Source organism: Clostridium gelidum (genome assembly GCF_019977655.1).
GTDB lineage: Bacteria > Bacillota > Clostridia > Clostridiales > Clostridiaceae > Clostridium > Clostridium gelidum.
On record NZ_AP024849.1, the window covers coordinates 1,045,299 to 1,064,199 of the forward strand.

The 18,901-nt window shown below is 26.8% G+C and carries 13 protein-coding genes and 1 other annotated feature; of the genes, 6 read left to right on the plus strand and 7 right to left on the minus strand.

The annotated features are described in order from the left end of the window. Positions 1 to 206 precede the first annotated feature (206 nt). Positions 207 to 2,819, plus strand: a complete 2,613-nt coding sequence (gene clpB, locus psyc5s11_RS04885; RefSeq protein ID WP_224036514.1) for an ATP-dependent chaperone ClpB — start codon at positions 207 to 209, stop codon at positions 2,817 to 2,819. A 92-nt stretch (positions 2,820 to 2,911) separates the two neighbouring features. Here the strand turns inward: clpB and psyc5s11_RS04890 are convergent, their stop codons facing one another. From psyc5s11_RS04890 to psyc5s11_RS04915, 6 genes are all read right to left on the minus strand, one after another. Next, the gene (locus psyc5s11_RS04890; protein WP_224036515.1) at positions 2,912 to 4,063 is read right to left on the minus strand and encodes an HlyD family secretion protein; all 1,152 of its coding nucleotides are present in this window, start codon (positions 4,061 to 4,063) and stop codon (positions 2,912 to 2,914) included. Positions 4,064 to 4,210: 147 nt separating this feature from the next. Next, positions 4,211 to 4,885 (minus strand): TetR/AcrR family transcriptional regulator, encoded by a 675-nt coding sequence (locus tag psyc5s11_RS04895; protein ID WP_224036516.1) that lies wholly within the window; start codon positions 4,883 to 4,885, stop codon positions 4,211 to 4,213. Between the two features lie 22 nt (positions 4,886 to 4,907). Next, the gene (locus tag psyc5s11_RS04900; RefSeq protein ID WP_224036517.1) at positions 4,908 to 5,930 is read right to left on the minus strand and encodes an ABC transporter permease; all 1,023 of its coding nucleotides are present in this window, start codon (positions 5,928 to 5,930) and stop codon (positions 4,908 to 4,910) included. Next, positions 5,927 to 6,679 carry an ABC transporter ATP-binding protein gene (locus psyc5s11_RS04905; protein ID WP_375541986.1) on the minus strand — a complete coding sequence of 251 codons (753 nt, stop codon included), beginning with the start codon at positions 6,677 to 6,679 and terminating at the stop codon, positions 5,927 to 5,929. The genes psyc5s11_RS04900 and psyc5s11_RS04905 overlap by 4 nt, the downstream gene beginning before the upstream one ends. A 378-nt stretch (positions 6,680 to 7,057) precedes the next feature. Then, a complete protein-coding gene (locus tag psyc5s11_RS04910) occupies positions 7,058 to 7,645 on the minus strand; it encodes an ECF transporter S component (RefSeq protein WP_224036518.1) in 588 nt (195 codons plus the stop codon). 172 nt (positions 7,646 to 7,817) lie between these two features. Next, entirely contained in the window at positions 7,818 to 8,039 is a 222-nt protein-coding gene (locus psyc5s11_RS04915; protein WP_224036519.1) for a PspC domain-containing protein, read from the minus strand. A gap of 391 nt (positions 8,040 to 8,430) precedes the next feature. On the opposite strand from psyc5s11_RS04915, the gene psyc5s11_RS04920 reads away from it, so the two are divergent. From psyc5s11_RS04920 to psyc5s11_RS04935, 4 genes are all read left to right on the plus strand, one after another. After that, on the plus strand, positions 8,431 to 9,297 hold the full coding sequence (locus psyc5s11_RS04920; protein ID WP_224036520.1) for a tRNA 2-thiocytidine biosynthesis TtcA family protein: 867 nt from the start codon (positions 8,431 to 8,433) through the stop codon (positions 9,295 to 9,297). Positions 9,298 to 9,475: 178 nt separating this feature from the next. Then, positions 9,476 to 9,688: a DUF4250 domain-containing protein gene (locus psyc5s11_RS04925; protein WP_224036521.1), complete on the plus strand. Its 213-nt coding sequence runs from the start codon at positions 9,476 to 9,478 to the stop codon at positions 9,686 to 9,688. Positions 9,689 to 9,865: 177 nt separating this feature from the next. Beyond that, positions 9,866 to 11,611 (plus strand): putative bifunctional diguanylate cyclase/phosphodiesterase, encoded by a 1,746-nt coding sequence (locus tag psyc5s11_RS04930; RefSeq protein ID WP_224036522.1) that lies wholly within the window; start codon positions 9,866 to 9,868, stop codon positions 11,609 to 11,611. Positions 11,612 to 11,656: 45 nt separating this feature from the next. After that, positions 11,657 to 11,890: a binding site (T-box leader), on the plus strand. Positions 11,891 to 12,018: 128 nt separating this feature from the next. Continuing rightward, entirely contained in the window at positions 12,019 to 12,540 is a 522-nt protein-coding gene (locus tag psyc5s11_RS04935; RefSeq protein ID WP_224036523.1) for a tryptophan transporter, read from the plus strand. Between the two features lie 102 nt (positions 12,541 to 12,642). On the opposite strand, the gene psyc5s11_RS04940 is transcribed toward psyc5s11_RS04935, so the two are convergent. After that, the gene (locus psyc5s11_RS04940; RefSeq protein WP_224036524.1) at positions 12,643 to 13,362 is read right to left on the minus strand and encodes a polysaccharide deacetylase family protein; all 720 of its coding nucleotides are present in this window, start codon (positions 13,360 to 13,362) and stop codon (positions 12,643 to 12,645) included. A 211-nt stretch (positions 13,363 to 13,573) separates the two neighbouring features. On the opposite strand from psyc5s11_RS04940, the gene psyc5s11_RS04945 reads away from it, so the two are divergent. Next, on the plus strand, positions 13,574 to 18,862 hold the full coding sequence (locus psyc5s11_RS04945) for a diguanylate cyclase (protein WP_224036525.1): 5,289 nt from the start codon (positions 13,574 to 13,576) through the stop codon (positions 18,860 to 18,862). Positions 18,863 to 18,901 lie beyond the last annotated feature (39 nt).

An 18,901-nucleotide genomic window follows, 5' to 3' on the forward strand; every position in this document is an offset into this window, starting at 1 on the left:
AAGTTTTTAAACAGGAGTTTATATATATATGAAATTAATATGTAATTTATAAAATACATATTAATTAATAAAAAATTATATATAAAAGTCAAATACACTTTGACTTTCTTTGACCTATGTATTATTATATAATTAAGGACTCATTAAGCATAACCAAGAGCTTAATAAAAAAGTAAATAGAGCTATAAATGTGAGGAGGAACAAGTATGAATATTGATAAAATGACATTAAGAGTACAACAAGCATTAAATGATGCAAATGTCACAGCAGTTAAATTTAATCATCAACAAATTGATTTAATGCATCTTTTTTCTGCTCTTGTGGAACAAGATGATGGATTGGTACCAAATATTTTCACTAAGATGGGTATCTCAATAAAGAGTATAAAAGATTTAATAAATAAAGAACTAGATTCAATGCCAAAGGTTTTAGGCGAAGGTGTTGGTAATGTATATATAACTAGAAAAGTAGACGAAGTATTAATTAAAGCTGAAGAAATTTCAAAGCAATTTGAAGATTCATATGTTAGTGTTGAACATTTAATGTTAGCTATTATGGAAGTAGATAAAAATAGTCAAGTTTCTAAGATATTAAAACAATATAATGTAACCAAGGATAGTTTTTTGAAAGTTTTGTCGGAGGTTAGAGGAAGTCAAAGAGTTGAAACTCAAGATCCAGAGGGGACATATGACGCTTTAGCTAAGTATGGAACAAACTTAGTTGATCTTGCTAAAAAGCATAAGCTTGATCCTGTTATAGGTAGAGATGAAGAAATAAGGAGAACAATAAGGATTCTTTCTAGAAGGACAAAGAATAATCCAGTATTAATAGGTGAACCTGGTGTTGGTAAAACAGCAATAATTGAAGGTTTAGCTGAAAGAATAGTTAGAGGTGATGTTCCAGAAGGATTGAAAGATAAAATTATATTTTCACTTGATATGGGATCACTAATTGCTGGAGCTAAATATAGAGGTGAATTTGAAGAAAGATTAAAAGCAGTTTTAAAAGAAGTTCAAAGTAGTGAAGGAAGAATACTATTATTTATAGATGAAATTCATACTATTGTTGGAGCAGGTAAGGCTGAGGGTGCTATGGATGCTGGAAACTTAATAAAGCCATTACTTGCTAGAGGTGAACTTCACTGTATTGGTGCTACGACTTTTGATGAATATAGACAATATATTGAAAAAGATAAAGCATTAGAGAGAAGATTCCAACCTGTAATCATAGATGAGCCTACAGTTGATGATACAATAGCAATACTCAGAGGATTAAAAGAAAGATTTGAAATTCATCATGGAATAAGAATTCACGATTCGGCTATAGTCGCAGCTGCAAAACTTTCTGATAGATATATTCAAGGTAGATTTTTGCCTGATAAAGCAATTGATTTAATTGATGAAGCTGGCGCTATGATAAGATCAGAAATTGATTCACTTCCAACAGAACTTGATGTTATAAGAAGAACGATTTTTAAATTAGAAATAGAAAAAGAAGCTTTGTCTAAAGAAAAAGATGAAGGGTCAAAAAATAGGTTAGGCGATCTTGAAAAAGAACTTGCTGAATTAAAAGAAAAAAATGATGAAATGACCGCAAAATATACAAAAGAAAAAGAACATATTACAGCCATAAAAACTTTAAAAAGTGAGTTAGATGAAGCAAGAGGAGAAATAGAAATCGCACAAAGAAACTTTGATTACAATAAAGTAGCAGAGATTCAATATAGTAAAATACCAGCATTAGAAGAAGAAATTAAACAAAAGGAACTTGAAGTAAAGGAAAATTACGAAGGTGCTTTATTAAAAGAAGAAGTTACAGAAGCAGAAGTATCAGAAATACTTTCTAAATGGACAGGAATCCCAGTAACTAATCTAATTGAAGGTGAAAGAGAAAAACTTTTAAGATTAGAAGATGATATGGGAAGGAGAGTAATAGGTCAAGAAGAAGCAATTGAAGCTGTAACTAATGCAATACTTAGGGCTAGAGCTGGACTTAAAGATATTAATAAACCTATAGGATCATTTATATTTTTAGGCCCTACAGGAGTTGGTAAAACAGAATTAGCTAAGACATTAGCTAGAAATCTATTTGATTCTGAAGAAAATATTATTCGTATTGATATGTCAGAATATATGGAAAAACATTCAGTATCAAGATTAGTTGGAGCACCTCCAGGATATGTTGGATATGATGAAGGTGGTCAATTAACAGAAGCTGTAAGAAGAAATCCGTATAGTGTAATTCTTTTTGATGAAATTGAAAAAGCCCATGAAGATGTATTTAATATATTTCTTCAAATACTTGATGATGGTAGATTAACAGACAATAAGGGCAAGACAGTAGATTTTAAAAATACAATAATAATTATGACTTCAAATATTGGAAGTGAGTATCTGTTAGAAAACAAAAATGAGGAGCATGTTGATGATGATATAAAAAACAAAGTGATTAATGTATTAAAATCAAGGTTTAAACCAGAATTCTTAAATAGAGTTGATGATATTATAATGTTCAAACCATTGTCGGAAATTGGAATTAAAAAGATAATTGATATATTCTTAGGAGATGTAGGAAAGAGATTGAAAGATAAGAATATAGAAATAGAAGTTACAGATGAAGCTAAGAAAATAATGGCAAGAGAAGGTTATGATGTAGTTTATGGAGCAAGACCGCTTAAGAGATATATACAAAATACATTAGAAAATAAGCTTGCTAGAATGATAATAAAAGGTGAATTAAATTATGGTTCAAAGGTCAGAATTCATGGAGTAGACGATGAAATGCTTATAACACCAGTTCCATTACCAATGAAATCATAAAAGATTAAATGGACTGTGGAACTTAAAAAAAATTTTAATATGACAAAACCATGCATTATAGGGAATATTCCTTGTAAATGCATGGTTTTATATTATTTTAAAGGAACGTGAACTTCAGCGGTCATTCCAGATTTTAATGAACCATTTTTACTATCTATAGCAACTTTAATTTTAGTAGCCATATGTTTACTATCAGAAGTTGATTGCTTGTCTTTTGGTGTATATTCATGCTTTAAGGCAATATAATTAATAGAACCTGATTGGGTTTCATTATTTAATGTTGTTACATTTAATGATTGATTATAGGTGATTTTATCTAAGTATTCATCTGGTATATAGCAGAGAACATATACATCATTTGAAATAGCTATATCAGCAATGTCGCTTCCAATATTAACTACATCCCCCAATTCCAAATTCTTACTTATTATGGTTCCATCATTTAAAGCAGTAATATTACAATTATTTAAAGTATTTTGAGCTTGGTTTAATTGAGCAGTAGCTTGGTCTAAATCAGCTTGGGCAACAGCAATAGCCTGCTTTGTAGAGCCATTCTTAAGCAAACTTAATTGAGCGTTTGCAGCATCATAGTTTGCTTTAGCAGCATCAATGGCTTGAGAAGTTGAGCCTTCTTCTAATAATTGAAATTGTTGTTTAGCACTTTCAAACTTATATTTAGCAGAGGAAAGCTGCGTTGTTGTTGTATCTAATTTTAGTTTTGCATCATCTAAAACACTTTTTGATACTGCATCACTTTCATATAGTTGAGCTGTATTCTTATATTGAGTATTTACATAATCATATGTTGATTGTGCTGAATTTACAGCATCTTGTGCAATTGAAGCTTCATTTTTAGCTACTTCTATTTGTTCATTTCTATTACCAGAGGTTAAAAGATCTAATTGAGCCTTGCTGGCACGAACTTGAGCTTCAGCTTGTTCTATTTGTTCAGGCCTAGTTCCTATTTGTAATTCCTCAAGTTTAGCCTTCTTTATATTTAAAGCTGCCTGCATTTGATCAACAACATATTTTTGATTAGTATTATCCACAATAGCAATAGTATCACCTTTTTTGACTACTTCTCCTTGATTCTTTTTCATTTCTGTAATTTTTCCAGAAATAGTAGAGGTTGCTGATATAATGTTATTTTGAATATCTCCCTTTAAAGTTAGTATATTAGAATTTGAAGAGCAGCCAGTAGTCGTAAACAAAATAAGCAAGCTGCACATAAATAATTTTTTCATATAATCACTCCTTAACCATTCGCCATTAATTATTCAGTGTTCATCAATTTTGCTACATAAAATTTTTAGAGGAGAAAAGTTCTTGGTTGCAGAAAAGTTCCGGATTGCATCATAGCTGCTCTTTTTATATGTGCATAGCTGCTTTTTTTATCTCGGAGTATTTTTTAGAGTGCTATTTTGACCAATTCCGTTTAAAATATATTGAATTAAATACTCTAAATCTTGTTCATTTTCTGGTAATTCAGGCAAAGCTATATAGTGCACAAAAAGGTAACCAAAGATAGAAGTAATTATTAAATTTATAATAGTAGTACTTGGCATATCAACAATTTGGTTCTTTAATTTAAATTTTTCAATAATAGAAATACCATTTTCAGTAGACGGAAAAATAACTGTATTTAAAATTTTACTTCTAAGTTCAGGGTGAAAGGGAACTTCTTGAATTATTACTTTTAAAATAGGAGCTGTTTCAGAGACAAATTTTTTTCTATTCATGATTATTTTTCTTAAGAAATCCTCAAAATTATCATGTTCATCATTTAAAATTTCATTAAAATCTTCGAGGAAAATTTCAAATAAGGAAACTTTAGATAGTGCCTTTGGAATAGCAAATAAAAGTTCCTTTTTAGTTTTATAATATCTAAAGATAGTTCCTTCTGCGACTTGAGCTTTTTTAGCAATTTCACTAGTAGCTGTAGCTTCATAACCTTTCTCTGAAAAAAGTTCTATAGCTGCACTAAGTATATTTATTTGTTTCTCAGTCATATCACTATCCATATTGCTTGCGTTTATAATATCTTTTAAAGATTTTGTTGATTTCAATTTTATCACCTCGTATTTTTGATTAAATTTTTCGATATTTTTTCAAAGCTAAAATATTAGCAATTGTAAAGATTATGCATATTAATATTAAAATAAAGGCATCAAATAGAATATCACTAAAGCCTTTACCTCGTATCATAATATTTCTAAGAGCATCAGCAGAATACCATAAAGGCATAAAATGTCCAAAGGATTGAAGCCAAGGAGGCATAGTACTCAAGTCAAAGAGACCTGAAAAAAATATTTGTGGTACAACAATTATTGGTATAAACTGAATTACTTGCAGTTCATTATTTGCAAAAGCTGAGATAAAGGTTCCAATAGTAAGAGCAACTAATGCTGTAAGGATAGTTATAAAGAGTACTAAATAAAATGAACCTATCATCATAATATCAAGAATATTAATTGAAAACCATGCGATAAGAGCAGATTGTATTATAGTAAAAACTCCGAACCCAAGAAGATAACCAATAACAATTTCCCATCTTCTAAGTGGTGTAGCAAGGATCCTTTCTAATGTTCCAGTAGTACGTTCTTTTAAAAACGCTACTCCAGCTATTAAAAATACAAAAAAGAATACAAAAAATCCAATAAGTATAGGACCAAAATTATCAAAGGATGCCATATCTTCATAACCATATAAATAAGTTATATCTGGTTTCACAGTTGGAGTTAATCCTGAAAGAGAAAGGGCCTTTTGTGTAAGATTAATAACAGCTTGATTTTTACTAGGATCACTTCCTTCAAGTGCTATTTTAGGAATGCCACCTTCAAAATTAATAAGTGCATCAATTTCAGAGGATTTGAGTATAAGATATCCGTCATTTTCAGTATATCTAATTACTTTGGCATCATTATCTTCTAATTTGTTCACAAAGTTTAATGGAGCATTTATTATTCCAATCTTTGGATGATAATTGGAGCCGTCAAAGATAAAAGACATTAATGTAAGCACTAATATTGGAGCTAAAATCATTAAGCCAATAGTTCTTTTATCGTGAGCAAGTTGAAGTAAAATTCTAATCATAATTGCTTTAATTCTCATTTTGATTCACCTCCATAGTACAAAAAGGCTTCTTCAATAGTATTTGAACCGGAAGCAAGTTTGATTTCATCAGGAGAGCCTATAGCAATCAATTTACCATTACGAATCATTCCAAGTGTGTTACATTTATCGGCTTCATCCATTACATGGGTAGTAATTATAATAGTGGTGCCATTATTCTTTAACTTATATAATTCTTCCCAAATGGATTTACGAAGAACAGGATCAATTCCAACAGTGGGTTCATCTAATATTAATATAGGAGGTTCGTGTACAAGTGCAATTGCAAGTGATAAACGGCGTTTCATACCACCAGAATATTGTTTTACTTGTTTTTTCAAATGAGCAGATAGATTTACTAGTTCCATGACTTCAGAAATTCTTTGCTTTTGTTTAGACTTTGAAAGCTTGTACATAGAAGAAAAGAATTTTATATTTTCTTCAGCAGTAAGTTCATCATATAAGGCATCAGATTGTGCCATATAACCTATTTTATCAAGCATTGAAAGTTTGGGCATTTTTTCATCTAACAAATATAAATCTCCGCCGGTCGGAAAATCAATTCCAGCAATCATCTTTACAATAGTTGATTTGCCAGAGCCAGATGGTCCAAGTAATCCTAAAATTTCAGAATAGGATACATTTAATGAAATATCAAAAAGGACTTGTTTTTTGCCAAAGGATTTATTGACATGTTCTATTTTGATGCAAGGAGAATTTTTAGTGATTTTATTAGTCATGTTTTGCATAAGTTTACTCCTTTCTAAAAATGAAGTGAGCAATCACTCATTATGAAAATAAAAAAATAATTTCAATATTTAATTAAAAACAAAATTCCTAAAGTAAAGTTAATAATTAAATTTATTTGATTTTATACACATTATATTATAACTGAATTAAATATTCAAGAAATAAAGTTGGAAGATTTATTAAAATATACACCTATAAAAAAAGTGCGTCAGCACAACCAAGAACTTATTCTCCTACAAAAAAATACTCACATCTAAAAAAACGCGCACATTAAAAAAGAGTGTGGATCACAATACGGAACTTATTAATAACAACAAGGATATAACTGTTAATTATAAATAAAAACGTGGCATAGCCCCGTTTTTATAAAGTTATTATTATTTTATTTTAAAAATTGCAACTATGACAGGAACTGAAATTACAGCACTTACTATAGCTTCAGGAATTCCATTTGTAACTCCGATTGTTGCAATTGCAAGTCCAGCTGTGTTAGGGTTTATTCCAAGAATAGCTGAATATTTTTCTAAATAAAAGACATAGGTTAAACCTAAAACACCTATAGTATTAATTAAAGTAGCACATATTGAAGCTACAGCAATGCTAATACTTTGATTTTTAATAATTTTCTTAGTTAGCATGTACACATAATAGGCTACAAGTCCAATTAAGATTCTAGGAACTAATGCTATTATAGGATTCCAAAAAATAAATGATGTAGGGCCGGGTGCTGTGATATTTTGATACATTGAAAATAATCCAAAGACTAATCCAACTAAAGTTCCAACAATGGGACCTTCAACAATTGAACCTATAATGACCGGAATATGCATTATAGTAGCTCTTACAGGTGGAATTGGAATAAATCCGAGGCCTGTTAGCCCTAAAAAAATTGAAATTGCAGAAAGCATTCCAACCATTGTCATTTGTCTTACTGAGAATCTTGGTTTAATATAATTTCTTTCCATAAAATACCTCCGTTCTTATTCCGTAATAGTGGATATAATTCGGAAAAATCTATAATAATATATTAATTTCCGTTCAGCTTCCAAAGGAATACCGACAAATAGTATTTTATCACATAAAAAAAAATGTTCAACAAAATTATTTCGAAAAATTTTGTTGAACATTTTTTTCTATTTAATATTGATTAGGATTATTAAATATATCTTGTTTATCAGGCATTACAAGTGCACATATAAAATAAATAATAATAGGAATTGGGACAAAGGCTATACTTAATAATATAAATAGTACTCTAATTAAAGTAACATCACCATTAATATAATCAGAAAATCCTGCAAGGACACCAGAAATTTTTCTTCTTGAAACATCTTTATATAATATTTTCTTTTCAATCATTATAATCACCATCCATATTCTTATTATTTGTTAATTAGCTTACGAATCTCATTAATATTAATTATAAATGAGAATTTTAAATATTATAGTAGGTTTAACGTTTCTTTATATAAAAATAAGAAAATAATAAGAGTTTAAAATAAAAATCTAAAATGTATTCTGTAAAGTTTAGATATTTAAAGGAAAAATTACTTTTAATATTTATAAAAATATATGTACATATAAATTAATTTTGTAAAATGGTAATAGTAACTTATCATGAAAACTAAACAATAAAAATACTTGTAAATCTCATGGGTTCATTATAAAATCTTTAAAGAAAGATATATTAAATTGAAATTACTATTTGTAGTGCTGATATAAATATCATTAAGATAGGAGACGTAGAGTAATGAGTACAATTGCAGGAAAAGGTTGCCCAATAATTATGCCAGATGGAGAAAAAAAGCCATTAAAAGATATTGAAAGAAGTATTATTAAGGACTATAGAAAAGAAATCTGGGTAAAATTTATTAAAGCAATTAAAGCTTATAATTTAATTGAAGAAGGAGATAAAATTGCTGTTGGTGTATCAGGTGGGAAAGATAGCATACTTATGGCAAAGCTATTTCAGGAATTACAAAAATATGGTCAAGTTAATTTTGAAGTGGTATTTCTAGCTATGGATCCAGGATATCATCCAGATATAAAGAAGTTATTAATAGAAAACTGTGAATATCTAAATATTCCAATTCATATATATGAGTCTAGTATTTTTGATGTAGTTGATAAAATGGCTAATGATTATCCTTGCTACTTATGTGCAAGAATGAGAAGAGGTTCACTTTATGCAAAGGCGCAGGAATTTGGATGTAATAAGCTTGCACTGGGACATCATTATAATGATGTAATTGAAACAACAATGTTGAATGTATTATATGCAGGTAATTTCAAAACCATGTTACCTAAATTTAAATCGAAAAACTTTGAAAATTTAGAATTAATAAGACCTATGTATTATATTGAAGAGGATTATATAAAGAACTTTATAAATAATAGTGGTATATGGCCATTAAATTGTGCATGTATGGTTGCAGCGGAGAAAATAGGCAATAAGAGATATGAGATAAAGGCTTTAATTAAGACTTTAAAGGAAAACTCTGATGGTGTAGAAAAGTCAATATTTAAATCGGCAGAAAATGTTAGCATGGATGGTATATTAGGATGGCAAAAAGGTAAAACTAAACATTCTTACTTAGATTTTTATGATGAAGAATGATTTTAGGCACATGAAAATAAATGACAAGTCTAGAGTTACCATGAATATTTTTCATTTGGCGACATAGAATGATGGGAAATAATCTGGCAAATGGACTTGTTATTTTTTTGATTGTGCATTAAGATAAATTAAAAGTATTTATTAATTTGGGAATGTATGTTATATTGTAATTAAATATATGGATAAAAAGGAAGAGCGAAAAATGACGGATAAGTCTAAAAAAATCATTGATCCTAATATATTATTAAGCATAATTAATATGAAGTTAAGAGATAACTGTTCTTCATTAGATGTTCTTTGTTACGATTTAGAACTAACAAAAGAAGAGGTTATAAATAGATTAAAAGATATTGGATATAATTATAATCAAGTAGAAAATCAATTTAAATAATTTGAAATTAAAAAAATAGTAGGAGGGTGATGTTATATGAATTTAAAAAAGACAGGAAAAATAATCACTGTTATGGCAGCAACAGCAGCTTTAATATCATCATTAATAGCTGATAAGAAATCTAAAAATATAAATAAAGAAAAATAAATTATAGATAGTATGAAGGATTGTAGGTGCATGATTAATAAAGAACTTGAATTAGATTATAAACAAATATTAAATTCATCAGATATTAATGGAATCACTATAATTTGGAAACCATCAGAATCTAAATTAATAGTTGATGATAATATAACAGACGTTATAGAAAAATATAATGTGAAAGATCAAACTCTAGAGGAATTCATGAAGTTTGTTCATGAAGAAGATAAAAAAAATATGTTACGTTTTTTTACTAAAGATTTAAGGAAAAGTTATATTAATAGAGAACAAGTACAACAAATATACAGAATTACAGATACTAAGGACAATATTGTTGAATGTATTCTTATTGGGAAAGTAATACAAAATAATTCTAAATATTATTTTATTGGAACAAGTTATTTATTTGGAAATTCAAATGAGGAATATAATAATATAGATTCCTGGATGAATAATTGGAGTAAGTCAATTGTAAATAAAACAATAAATTCAATTATTCAACGTGATAGAATTACAGAATTACCTAATAAATATTTTTTTAAAAATACAGTGACTAATTTATTAAAAGATGTAGTTGATAATAACGCAAGAGCAGCTATGATAATAATTAATTTAGATAATTTTAAGTATGTAAACGACTCCTTTGGCCATGATTTTGGAGATTTATTATTAAAAGAAGTTGGTCACAGCATATTAGAATCAGTCACAAATGATATATTAGTATCAAGATATAGTGGAGACACTTTCTTGTTATTTAAGCCTGATATAACAGATATACATGAAGTAATAATTTTATGCAATATTATAATTAAATCTTTTGAAGAACCTACTATAGTAGATGAAAAAAAAATCTATTTAACAGCAAGTATTGGAATTGCTTTATCACCTGATCATGGAATAGATTATAATACACTATTAAAGAATGCAGATGCAGCAATGTATGAAGCTAAAAAGAATGGAAAGAATGAATGTGATTTTTTTAACGATGATCTTTCGGTTGAGCTGAATAGAGTTTATAGCTTACAAAAGGGCCTAAGAACTGCACTACAGAATAATGAATTATATGTTATGTTCCAACCTAAAGTATCCCTAGATGATTCTTTAGTTAATGGATTTGAAGCTTTGGCTAGATGGGAAAGTCATGAATTTGGTAATGTAAGTCCGTCAGAGTTTATTCCCATAGCAGAAAGTTCAAAAATGATAATTCCAATTGGGAGCTTTGTTTTAGAAGAAGTATTTAAAAAAACCAAATGTCTCTTAAACGAAGGTAACGATAATTTTAAAATAGCAGTTAATCTATCAGAAATGCAACTTAGGGAAGATATTGTCTTATCGGAATTTAAAAATTTAATTAAGAAATATAAAATCAACCCTAAATATATTGAAGTTGAGATTACAGAAAGTATGCTTATGAAATCTTTTGATAAGAATGTGAAAATTCTTGAAGAAATTAAAAAGTTAGGTGTAAGTATAGCATTAGATGATTTTGGAACTGGATATTCCTCTTTGAATTATTTAACCAAGTTACCAATAGATGTATTAAAGATTGATAGAAGTTTTGTAATTGACTTATTGAGAAATCCTAAAAGTAAATGTATTGTAGAAAATATAATTAATTTATCACATCAATTAGGAATAGAAGTAGTTGCAGAAGGGGTTGAAGATAAATCTCAAGTTGAGTATTTAAGAACCATATTATGTGATGTTGTTCAAGGGTACTATTTTAGTAAACCTAGAATGTTTGAGAACATAAAAAATATAATTGGGAAAGAACTTCAATAAAAATGTTGACAAATTAGTTTTGTGAGTATAATATAACAGTATAATATAAATCCTAAGAAAAGGGATAGTAATCATGATACAATGTCAAAGAGAGTTGAAGATAGTGAGATTTCAGCACGGAAGTTAATGATGAATGGGCCTTTGAGGAGCGATATGAAATCTTTTGAGAGTAGTTTAGCCGTAAGTCGCACGTTATAGCGAATAAGATATGTTTGTATCTGAAATGAGAGGCATTTTTATGCAATCTAGGTGGCAACGCGGATAATATCCGTCCTATTAATTATAGGACGGTTTTTTTTATGTTTTTTTATATTTTTTATATTGGAGCGTGATAGTTATGTTATGAAAGAAAGTGATTTTAACATAGAAACAAAGAATAATAAATATTAATAAGGGGGATTTTTATAATGAATACAAAAAGAATGATTACAAATTCAATTTTAATAGCAATAGGGGCAATATTACATCAACTAACACCGCTACTTGGTGTACCAATGCAACCGGATTTATCATTAGCAATTCTATTTATAATAATAGTATATAATAAAGATTATAAAACTACATTAATATGTGGAATTATAGTAGGGGTATTTGCAGCACTAACTACTAAAACTCCAGGTGGTCAATTACCTAATATAATAGATAAAATTATAACTTCTAATATTATGTATTTAGTATTAATTCCATTAAGAGAAAAAGCAAGTAAGCTAAAACAAATTACTTTATTGTTACCAGTAGGGACATTGATAAGTGGGAGTATTTTCTTAACAGTATTAATGATGCTTGGTGGAATACCATTTGAAAAATTCGGACTTTTATTTACAACTGTAGTTGTACCAACAGCTGTATTAAATGTAATAATAGGTATTATGTTATTTAAGGTTGTGGAAAAAACAGTGGGAATTACTGGAGCTTATGCAGTCGAATAATAATAAAAGCAAATTCATAAGAAGTATTAGTTTTTAATAATAAGAAAAATAGAAGGCAAATAATTTGTCTTCTATTTTTCTGTTTTAAAATAATATATAAATTCATTGATTTTTTATAAAGTGAAATTCTTCAGGTGTATTTTCATCGATTACTTTAAATTCATATCCATTATCTTTATAATATTTAATTATATCAGGTAGAGCCTTAACAGAATTTTTGCTCATGTAGGCACAATGCATTAACAATAATACAGAATTTTTATCACTTTTAGAATTTTTAATAAATACACCAGGGCTAGAGCTAGGATTTGCACCATCACCGCTATCGGTATTCCAATCATAAATTTTAAAATTATTTTCATGAAGTAAATTAACCATGGAGTGAGAAAGTTTATAGTAATTATTATTGCAACCAAAAGGAAATCTTAATATAGTTGGTTTAAAGCCAACTATATTATTTATTGTTTCTTGAGTATCAAGCATTTCTTTTAAAAATGAGTCATTAGAGGAATAAAGACAATTTTTTTTATGGCTCATACTGTGAAGACCAAGAGCGTGCCCTTCATTATAAATTCTTTTTATTAAATCTTCTTGACCTTTAATTTGGTTTCCGATTAGAAAAAATGTTGAGGGAACAGATTCTTTTTTTAATATATCTAATACATCTTTAGTAACTTTTCCAGCAGGGCCATCATCAAAAGTTAGATATACTATTTTTTTTTCATTAGCATGAACATATATATTATTAAATGTTTGAATATTAATCAGTGCAAGTACAACTAAAATAAATGAAATATATCTTTTGAAAAATTTTAAATTCATATAATCACCTTCATAAATAATTTGTATAAAAATATTATGTGCAAAAACAAAAAAAATATCAAAAAATTTTAATATTAAGTTTCTAAAGAAAAAATATTAGTTGGTTAATATTTCGTTAAATAGAATATACTTTAGTGATATTATAAAATATGGTATAATTCAAATTAGATTGATAAGGGTAAGATTGACAAGGAAAAGAGATGAATGAGTATTGAGAAGTGTAAATAATAAGTATCTAATAGAATATGAGATGAGTAATGAGGAAAACTTCTCTAGCTATATAGTTATAGATTCAGAAAAGAATAAGAAATATGTATTATGTATTTTAAAAAATGATTTCACTTATGAAAAAACAAGAGAATATTTATTAAGTAAATTTAAAACTATTAGAAATTTAAATTTTGATAATGTCATTAATATTATTAATATTGAAATAATTTATAGTCTTAATGGTATAAAATTAGATAAACCTCAATATGGATATTTAATGGAATATATTCAATCTAGAATAGATACTCAAACGTACATTGAGAAATGCAGTATTTATAAAAAATTAGATATATTTATGGAAATATGTGCAGCGATTAATACATTAAATATGCAAGGCTATATATTTGATGATATTACAATTAAGGACATAGTATTAATTCCAAATGTAAAAAATGAGATTAAGGTTAAGATAAAAAATTTACTACAAAATGAAATAAATAAATTAAATTTATTAAATTCATCTGTAAATTCATTACCTTACCACTATAATATTGAAACCAAAGAAGATGGAATCAACAATAAAGATAACATTGGACAAGTTATAAAATTATTCAATAAGATATTTGTTGAAGAGGAACTCAAGGGCGAGTTAAAAGAATTGAAATATATAAAAAGAATATATAATCAAGTAAATACTATAAATCAATCGTTTACACTTGAACATTTTATAAAAGATATAAATAACAAAATGCAAACAAGTTATAAATTATTTGTTACTGATGCATTGAATATAATTGAAACTGATTTAGATATAATTGGTATGGAAGAAGAAATAAAAATAGTAGAAAAAAACTTTCAAAAGATACTAGAAAGTAAAGAAAATTATAAAATCATAGGATTTAGTGGTGAAGATGGAAGTGGAAAAAGTAGGCTTTTAGAAGAAATTAAATATAAACTAGAAAATAAATATTTTATAGATATCATAAATACTAAGGATTTAATAAATAAAAATATAAGTAAAAAGGATAAATATAATAATTTACTAAATTATATTTATGGAAAGATAGACAAGAATTTAAAAGATAAATATGAAATTTATATAAAAAAGTTTATATCAATTTTGATTGAAAAGGATTCTATTAATAATGAAAAGAAACAAAAGCTTCAGTTAATTAACAGAATTGGCAAGCTTATAAATGAATATACTATGACTAAGCCTTTTGTTATATTAATAGATGATTTAAATGACACAAATGAAATCTTTAAATTACTCATTAGATATATTGCTTTTTTGGGAAAAAATTTAGAAAATGTGATGATAATATTTACTATGAATGAAGGTAGTAATGATGAGGACTTCTTGACATTTATGAAAGATGTTAAAGAATTAGAACAATATGAAGAGTATAAAATAAATTATTTTAATCAATACAATACGACTAAAATGATTAAAAGTATGCTTAATACAAATGAAGACCTTAATAAATTAACAGTAAAAATATATTCTGAAACTTTAGGAAATCCACAATATATAAGCGGTGTAATAAAAGAATTATATGAAAACAAAACATTATATTTTGACGAAGTTGTTGGTGAGTGGAGAACTGATATTAAAGAAAAAGATATACTAATACCTCAAACGTTACAAAAAAAATTGGAAGCAAATATTTCTTCATTAAATAAGCAAGAAATTAGTGTTTTAAAAAGATTATCAATTTTTGAAACTCCATTATCTGAAAAAATAATATTAAAATATATAATAACAGAGTTAGAAGATATAGAAGTTTATGGAGAATTGAAATCAAAGGGTGTATTAGGAGATAAAATAAGTGATCAAGGTATACTTGTAGGATTTACAAATAATTTATTGAGAAATATATTGTATTTGAAATTGAGTGAACAAGAAAAAATAGAAAGGCACTATAAAGCATCTATCTTATTTGAAGAGATTTTATTTGAAACAGATTATTATATAGAAGAATTTTTAATTCATTTAGAAAGAGGTAACAGTTATAAAAAGGCACATTTCTATACTCTAAAATATGCAAAAGTACAGGATGTATTGGGAAATTTATCAAAATCAATATTTTATTACAAAAGAGCTTTAATGTATCCTAGTAATTTAAGCGGAAGTGAAGTTGCTATAAATATTGCAAAACTTTATCAAAAAAAATCAAATCATGAGAAGAGTTATGAATTTTTTGAAAAGGCAAATCAACTTGCAATACAAAATGATGAATCGGAGATAAAAATATACACCTTGCTTGAAATGATAATTATAAAAATTAATGATATTACAGATATGAATACAGGAATAGATTATTCTTTAAATTGTGTGAGAAGATTATTAGATATCAGATTTTATCCTAAGGGTGAAGTTTATTATCACTATGCACTTGCATTAAAATATAGGCTAGAATATAACCATCAGTTAACATTAATTAATGCAGAAAAGGCATTAACTATATGTAATGAAAGAAACATAAAAGAAGATGTGTATGGATGGGTAACAACTACTCTTGTAAGAATGTATATTCAAGAAGAAAACTATAAAGAAGCTAGAAGAATATGCTTACATGCGATTCAGATATTTACAAGTAATAACAATGTTAATGGAGAATTATTTAGCAAATTGTTGTATGCATCTATCTGCAAAGAAGAAGGAGATAGTAATGAGATAATTATAAAGCAATATCTAGAAATAACGAAGTTAAGTAATAAATATAATGTATATAAAAGAGAAATATTGAGTTTGATTTATATTGCAAAGATTTATAACCAAGAAAAAAAGTATGTTCAGGCAGAAGAATATTTATTAAAAGCATTAGAAAGAGAAAGAGAAGAAGGTATAGATGCATATTCTTTTAGTATTTGCAATGAACTTTGTTTATTGTATATAAGACTCGGAAAAATAAATTTATCAGTAAAGTATTACCATTTAACAAAGCAAATGCAGAATGGAATTAAGTTATTAGAAGAGGAAGTTATTAGTTCTAATTATACGTATGCACTATATAATTTATTAATTTATAATTATAACGGGGCATATAATTATTTAAAAAGAATATATACATTATTATTCGATACCAAAAATTTCCATTACAAAACCATAATATGTAATTATTATGAGCTTATGATATATAAGTGTAAAAATGAAGATGATATAAAAATTGTATATGCTAAATTAAATGACAAAATTAAAAAATTAGAAGATGTAGATACTGAAAGTGAAATTAGAATAAGTACAATTAGGCGAATTCTATTATTTGGATATAAAAATTTTGCAAAAGAACTATTTTTAAAGCTTAAAGGATATCCAAAGGATTATAATGTGGAAGGAATGTATATATATCTAGAATTCAATTTTAGAAATAAAAGCCATTCTAATTTTTTGATAAATAAAGCGTTAAGAATATGTGCATTTATAAATAATAAAGAAATTAAAGCAGATCTATACACTATGATTGGGAAAAAATATAGTGAACTTAAATGTAATGAACTCGCAATTAATTATTATTATGAATCTATAGCTTTGCATATAGATACTATTAATTTATTATCAGAAAATGATAAATTATCATATGTAAACAATAGTGAATTTCTAAAAACTCGAAAGTTATTTATAAAATGCTTAAATAATGACTTAAACATTAATATTGAATTAAAAAAGATTGAATTGGTGAAAAAAAATGAAGAAATAAATGATATTTTAAATGAATTAGATTTAATAAACATATTAGGCAATGAATCTATTTTCAATGTAATGCAAAATTTATACGAGAAATGTTATTATAATGATTTAAGTGACATATACAAAGTATTCGAGAGATTTTCCAGCGACACTATAAGTGATATAGAAAATGTAATGAAATATATGGCAAGATTAACACTTGCAGATAAGGCCATGATTGTTATCGAAAATAATGAAGGGGGAAATGAGGTTATATGCACATATAGGATTAGTGATAAAAATGAGATAAATAGATATTTTTCATTAAAATTAGATTCAGAAGAAGATATATTTTTCATTTGCAATAATGATTCAAGACTTTATCAATTAGATGATACTGTGTTAAAGGATGGAATAAAAGCTTGCATGTATATGAAAATTATAAATAGAGAAAAAGACATAAATAGTAGTGCTCGAATTAATGCAAGATTAATTTTAATTTCTAATAATGCAGTGAATTATATAAATGCTAAATCTAAAAAAACAATAGAGATGTTTAAGCCCTTTTTAACTTTCTTATTAGAAAAGCACAACCTTACTATAAGTTCTACATTAGATAAGCTTACAGGAGTATATAATAGAAAATATTTTGAAGAGGCTTTGCTTTTCTTGTTAGATAGTGCAAGACTAGAAAAAAGTGAATTTGCTGTAATAATGTTTGATATTGATGATTTTAAAGGCGTAAATGATAAATATGGGCATCAAACAGGTGATGAAGTTCTAGTTAAGTTAACAAAGGAAGTAAAAAAGTGCATAGGTAAGGGAGATATCATTGGAAGATATGGAGGCGAAGAATTTATAGTACTTTTACCAAATGTAAATAAAAAAAGGGCTATGAATATGGCAGAAAAAATTAGAATGAATATTGATAATGCTAAAATTTTAGGAGATAAAAGGAAAGTTACCATAAGTATTGGTATAGCAATGAGTGCTCATGAATTATTAAATAATGAAGAAATAATAGAAAGAGCAGATCAAGCTTTATATAAAGCAAAGCATGAAGGAAAAAATAGATCTATTTTTTGGGAGAAAGATTATGGAATAAGCACTAATAGTAATAATGATTTAACTGGAGTTTTATCAGGAAGTGCAACAAAAGATTATAATTTAGCATCAATTCTAAAGGAGGTTGCTAATATAATTAAATATAAAGATAAAAAAGAACAAAAAATCTATAAATTTATTTTAAAAGTTATGCAGGTTATTGAATGTGAAACAGCTACAGTATTTATTGTAAAAGATAAAAAAATAATTAACGTGTATAGCAAGCAAAGAACAAAGGAGGGTTGGTATGTAGCTGAAAAATTCAACTTTAAATTAATTTATAGTACCATTGAAGAGGAAAAGGGAAGATACTTAATTGATTGGGAAATTATGGATAGTTATAATCATTATGGTATACCTGATTGGAGATCTGTTTGTATAACACCAATAATATGCAATGGTGAAATTTTAGCTGTACTATATCTATCTGTTTCAGTAAATAAAAAAGAGTTTACCTGTAATGATTATAATTTATTAAATTGTTTTGCAGAAATAGGTATTCCAATCTTTTTTTAGAATAATAAAATCATAATCACATAAAAGTTTTTTCTTCAT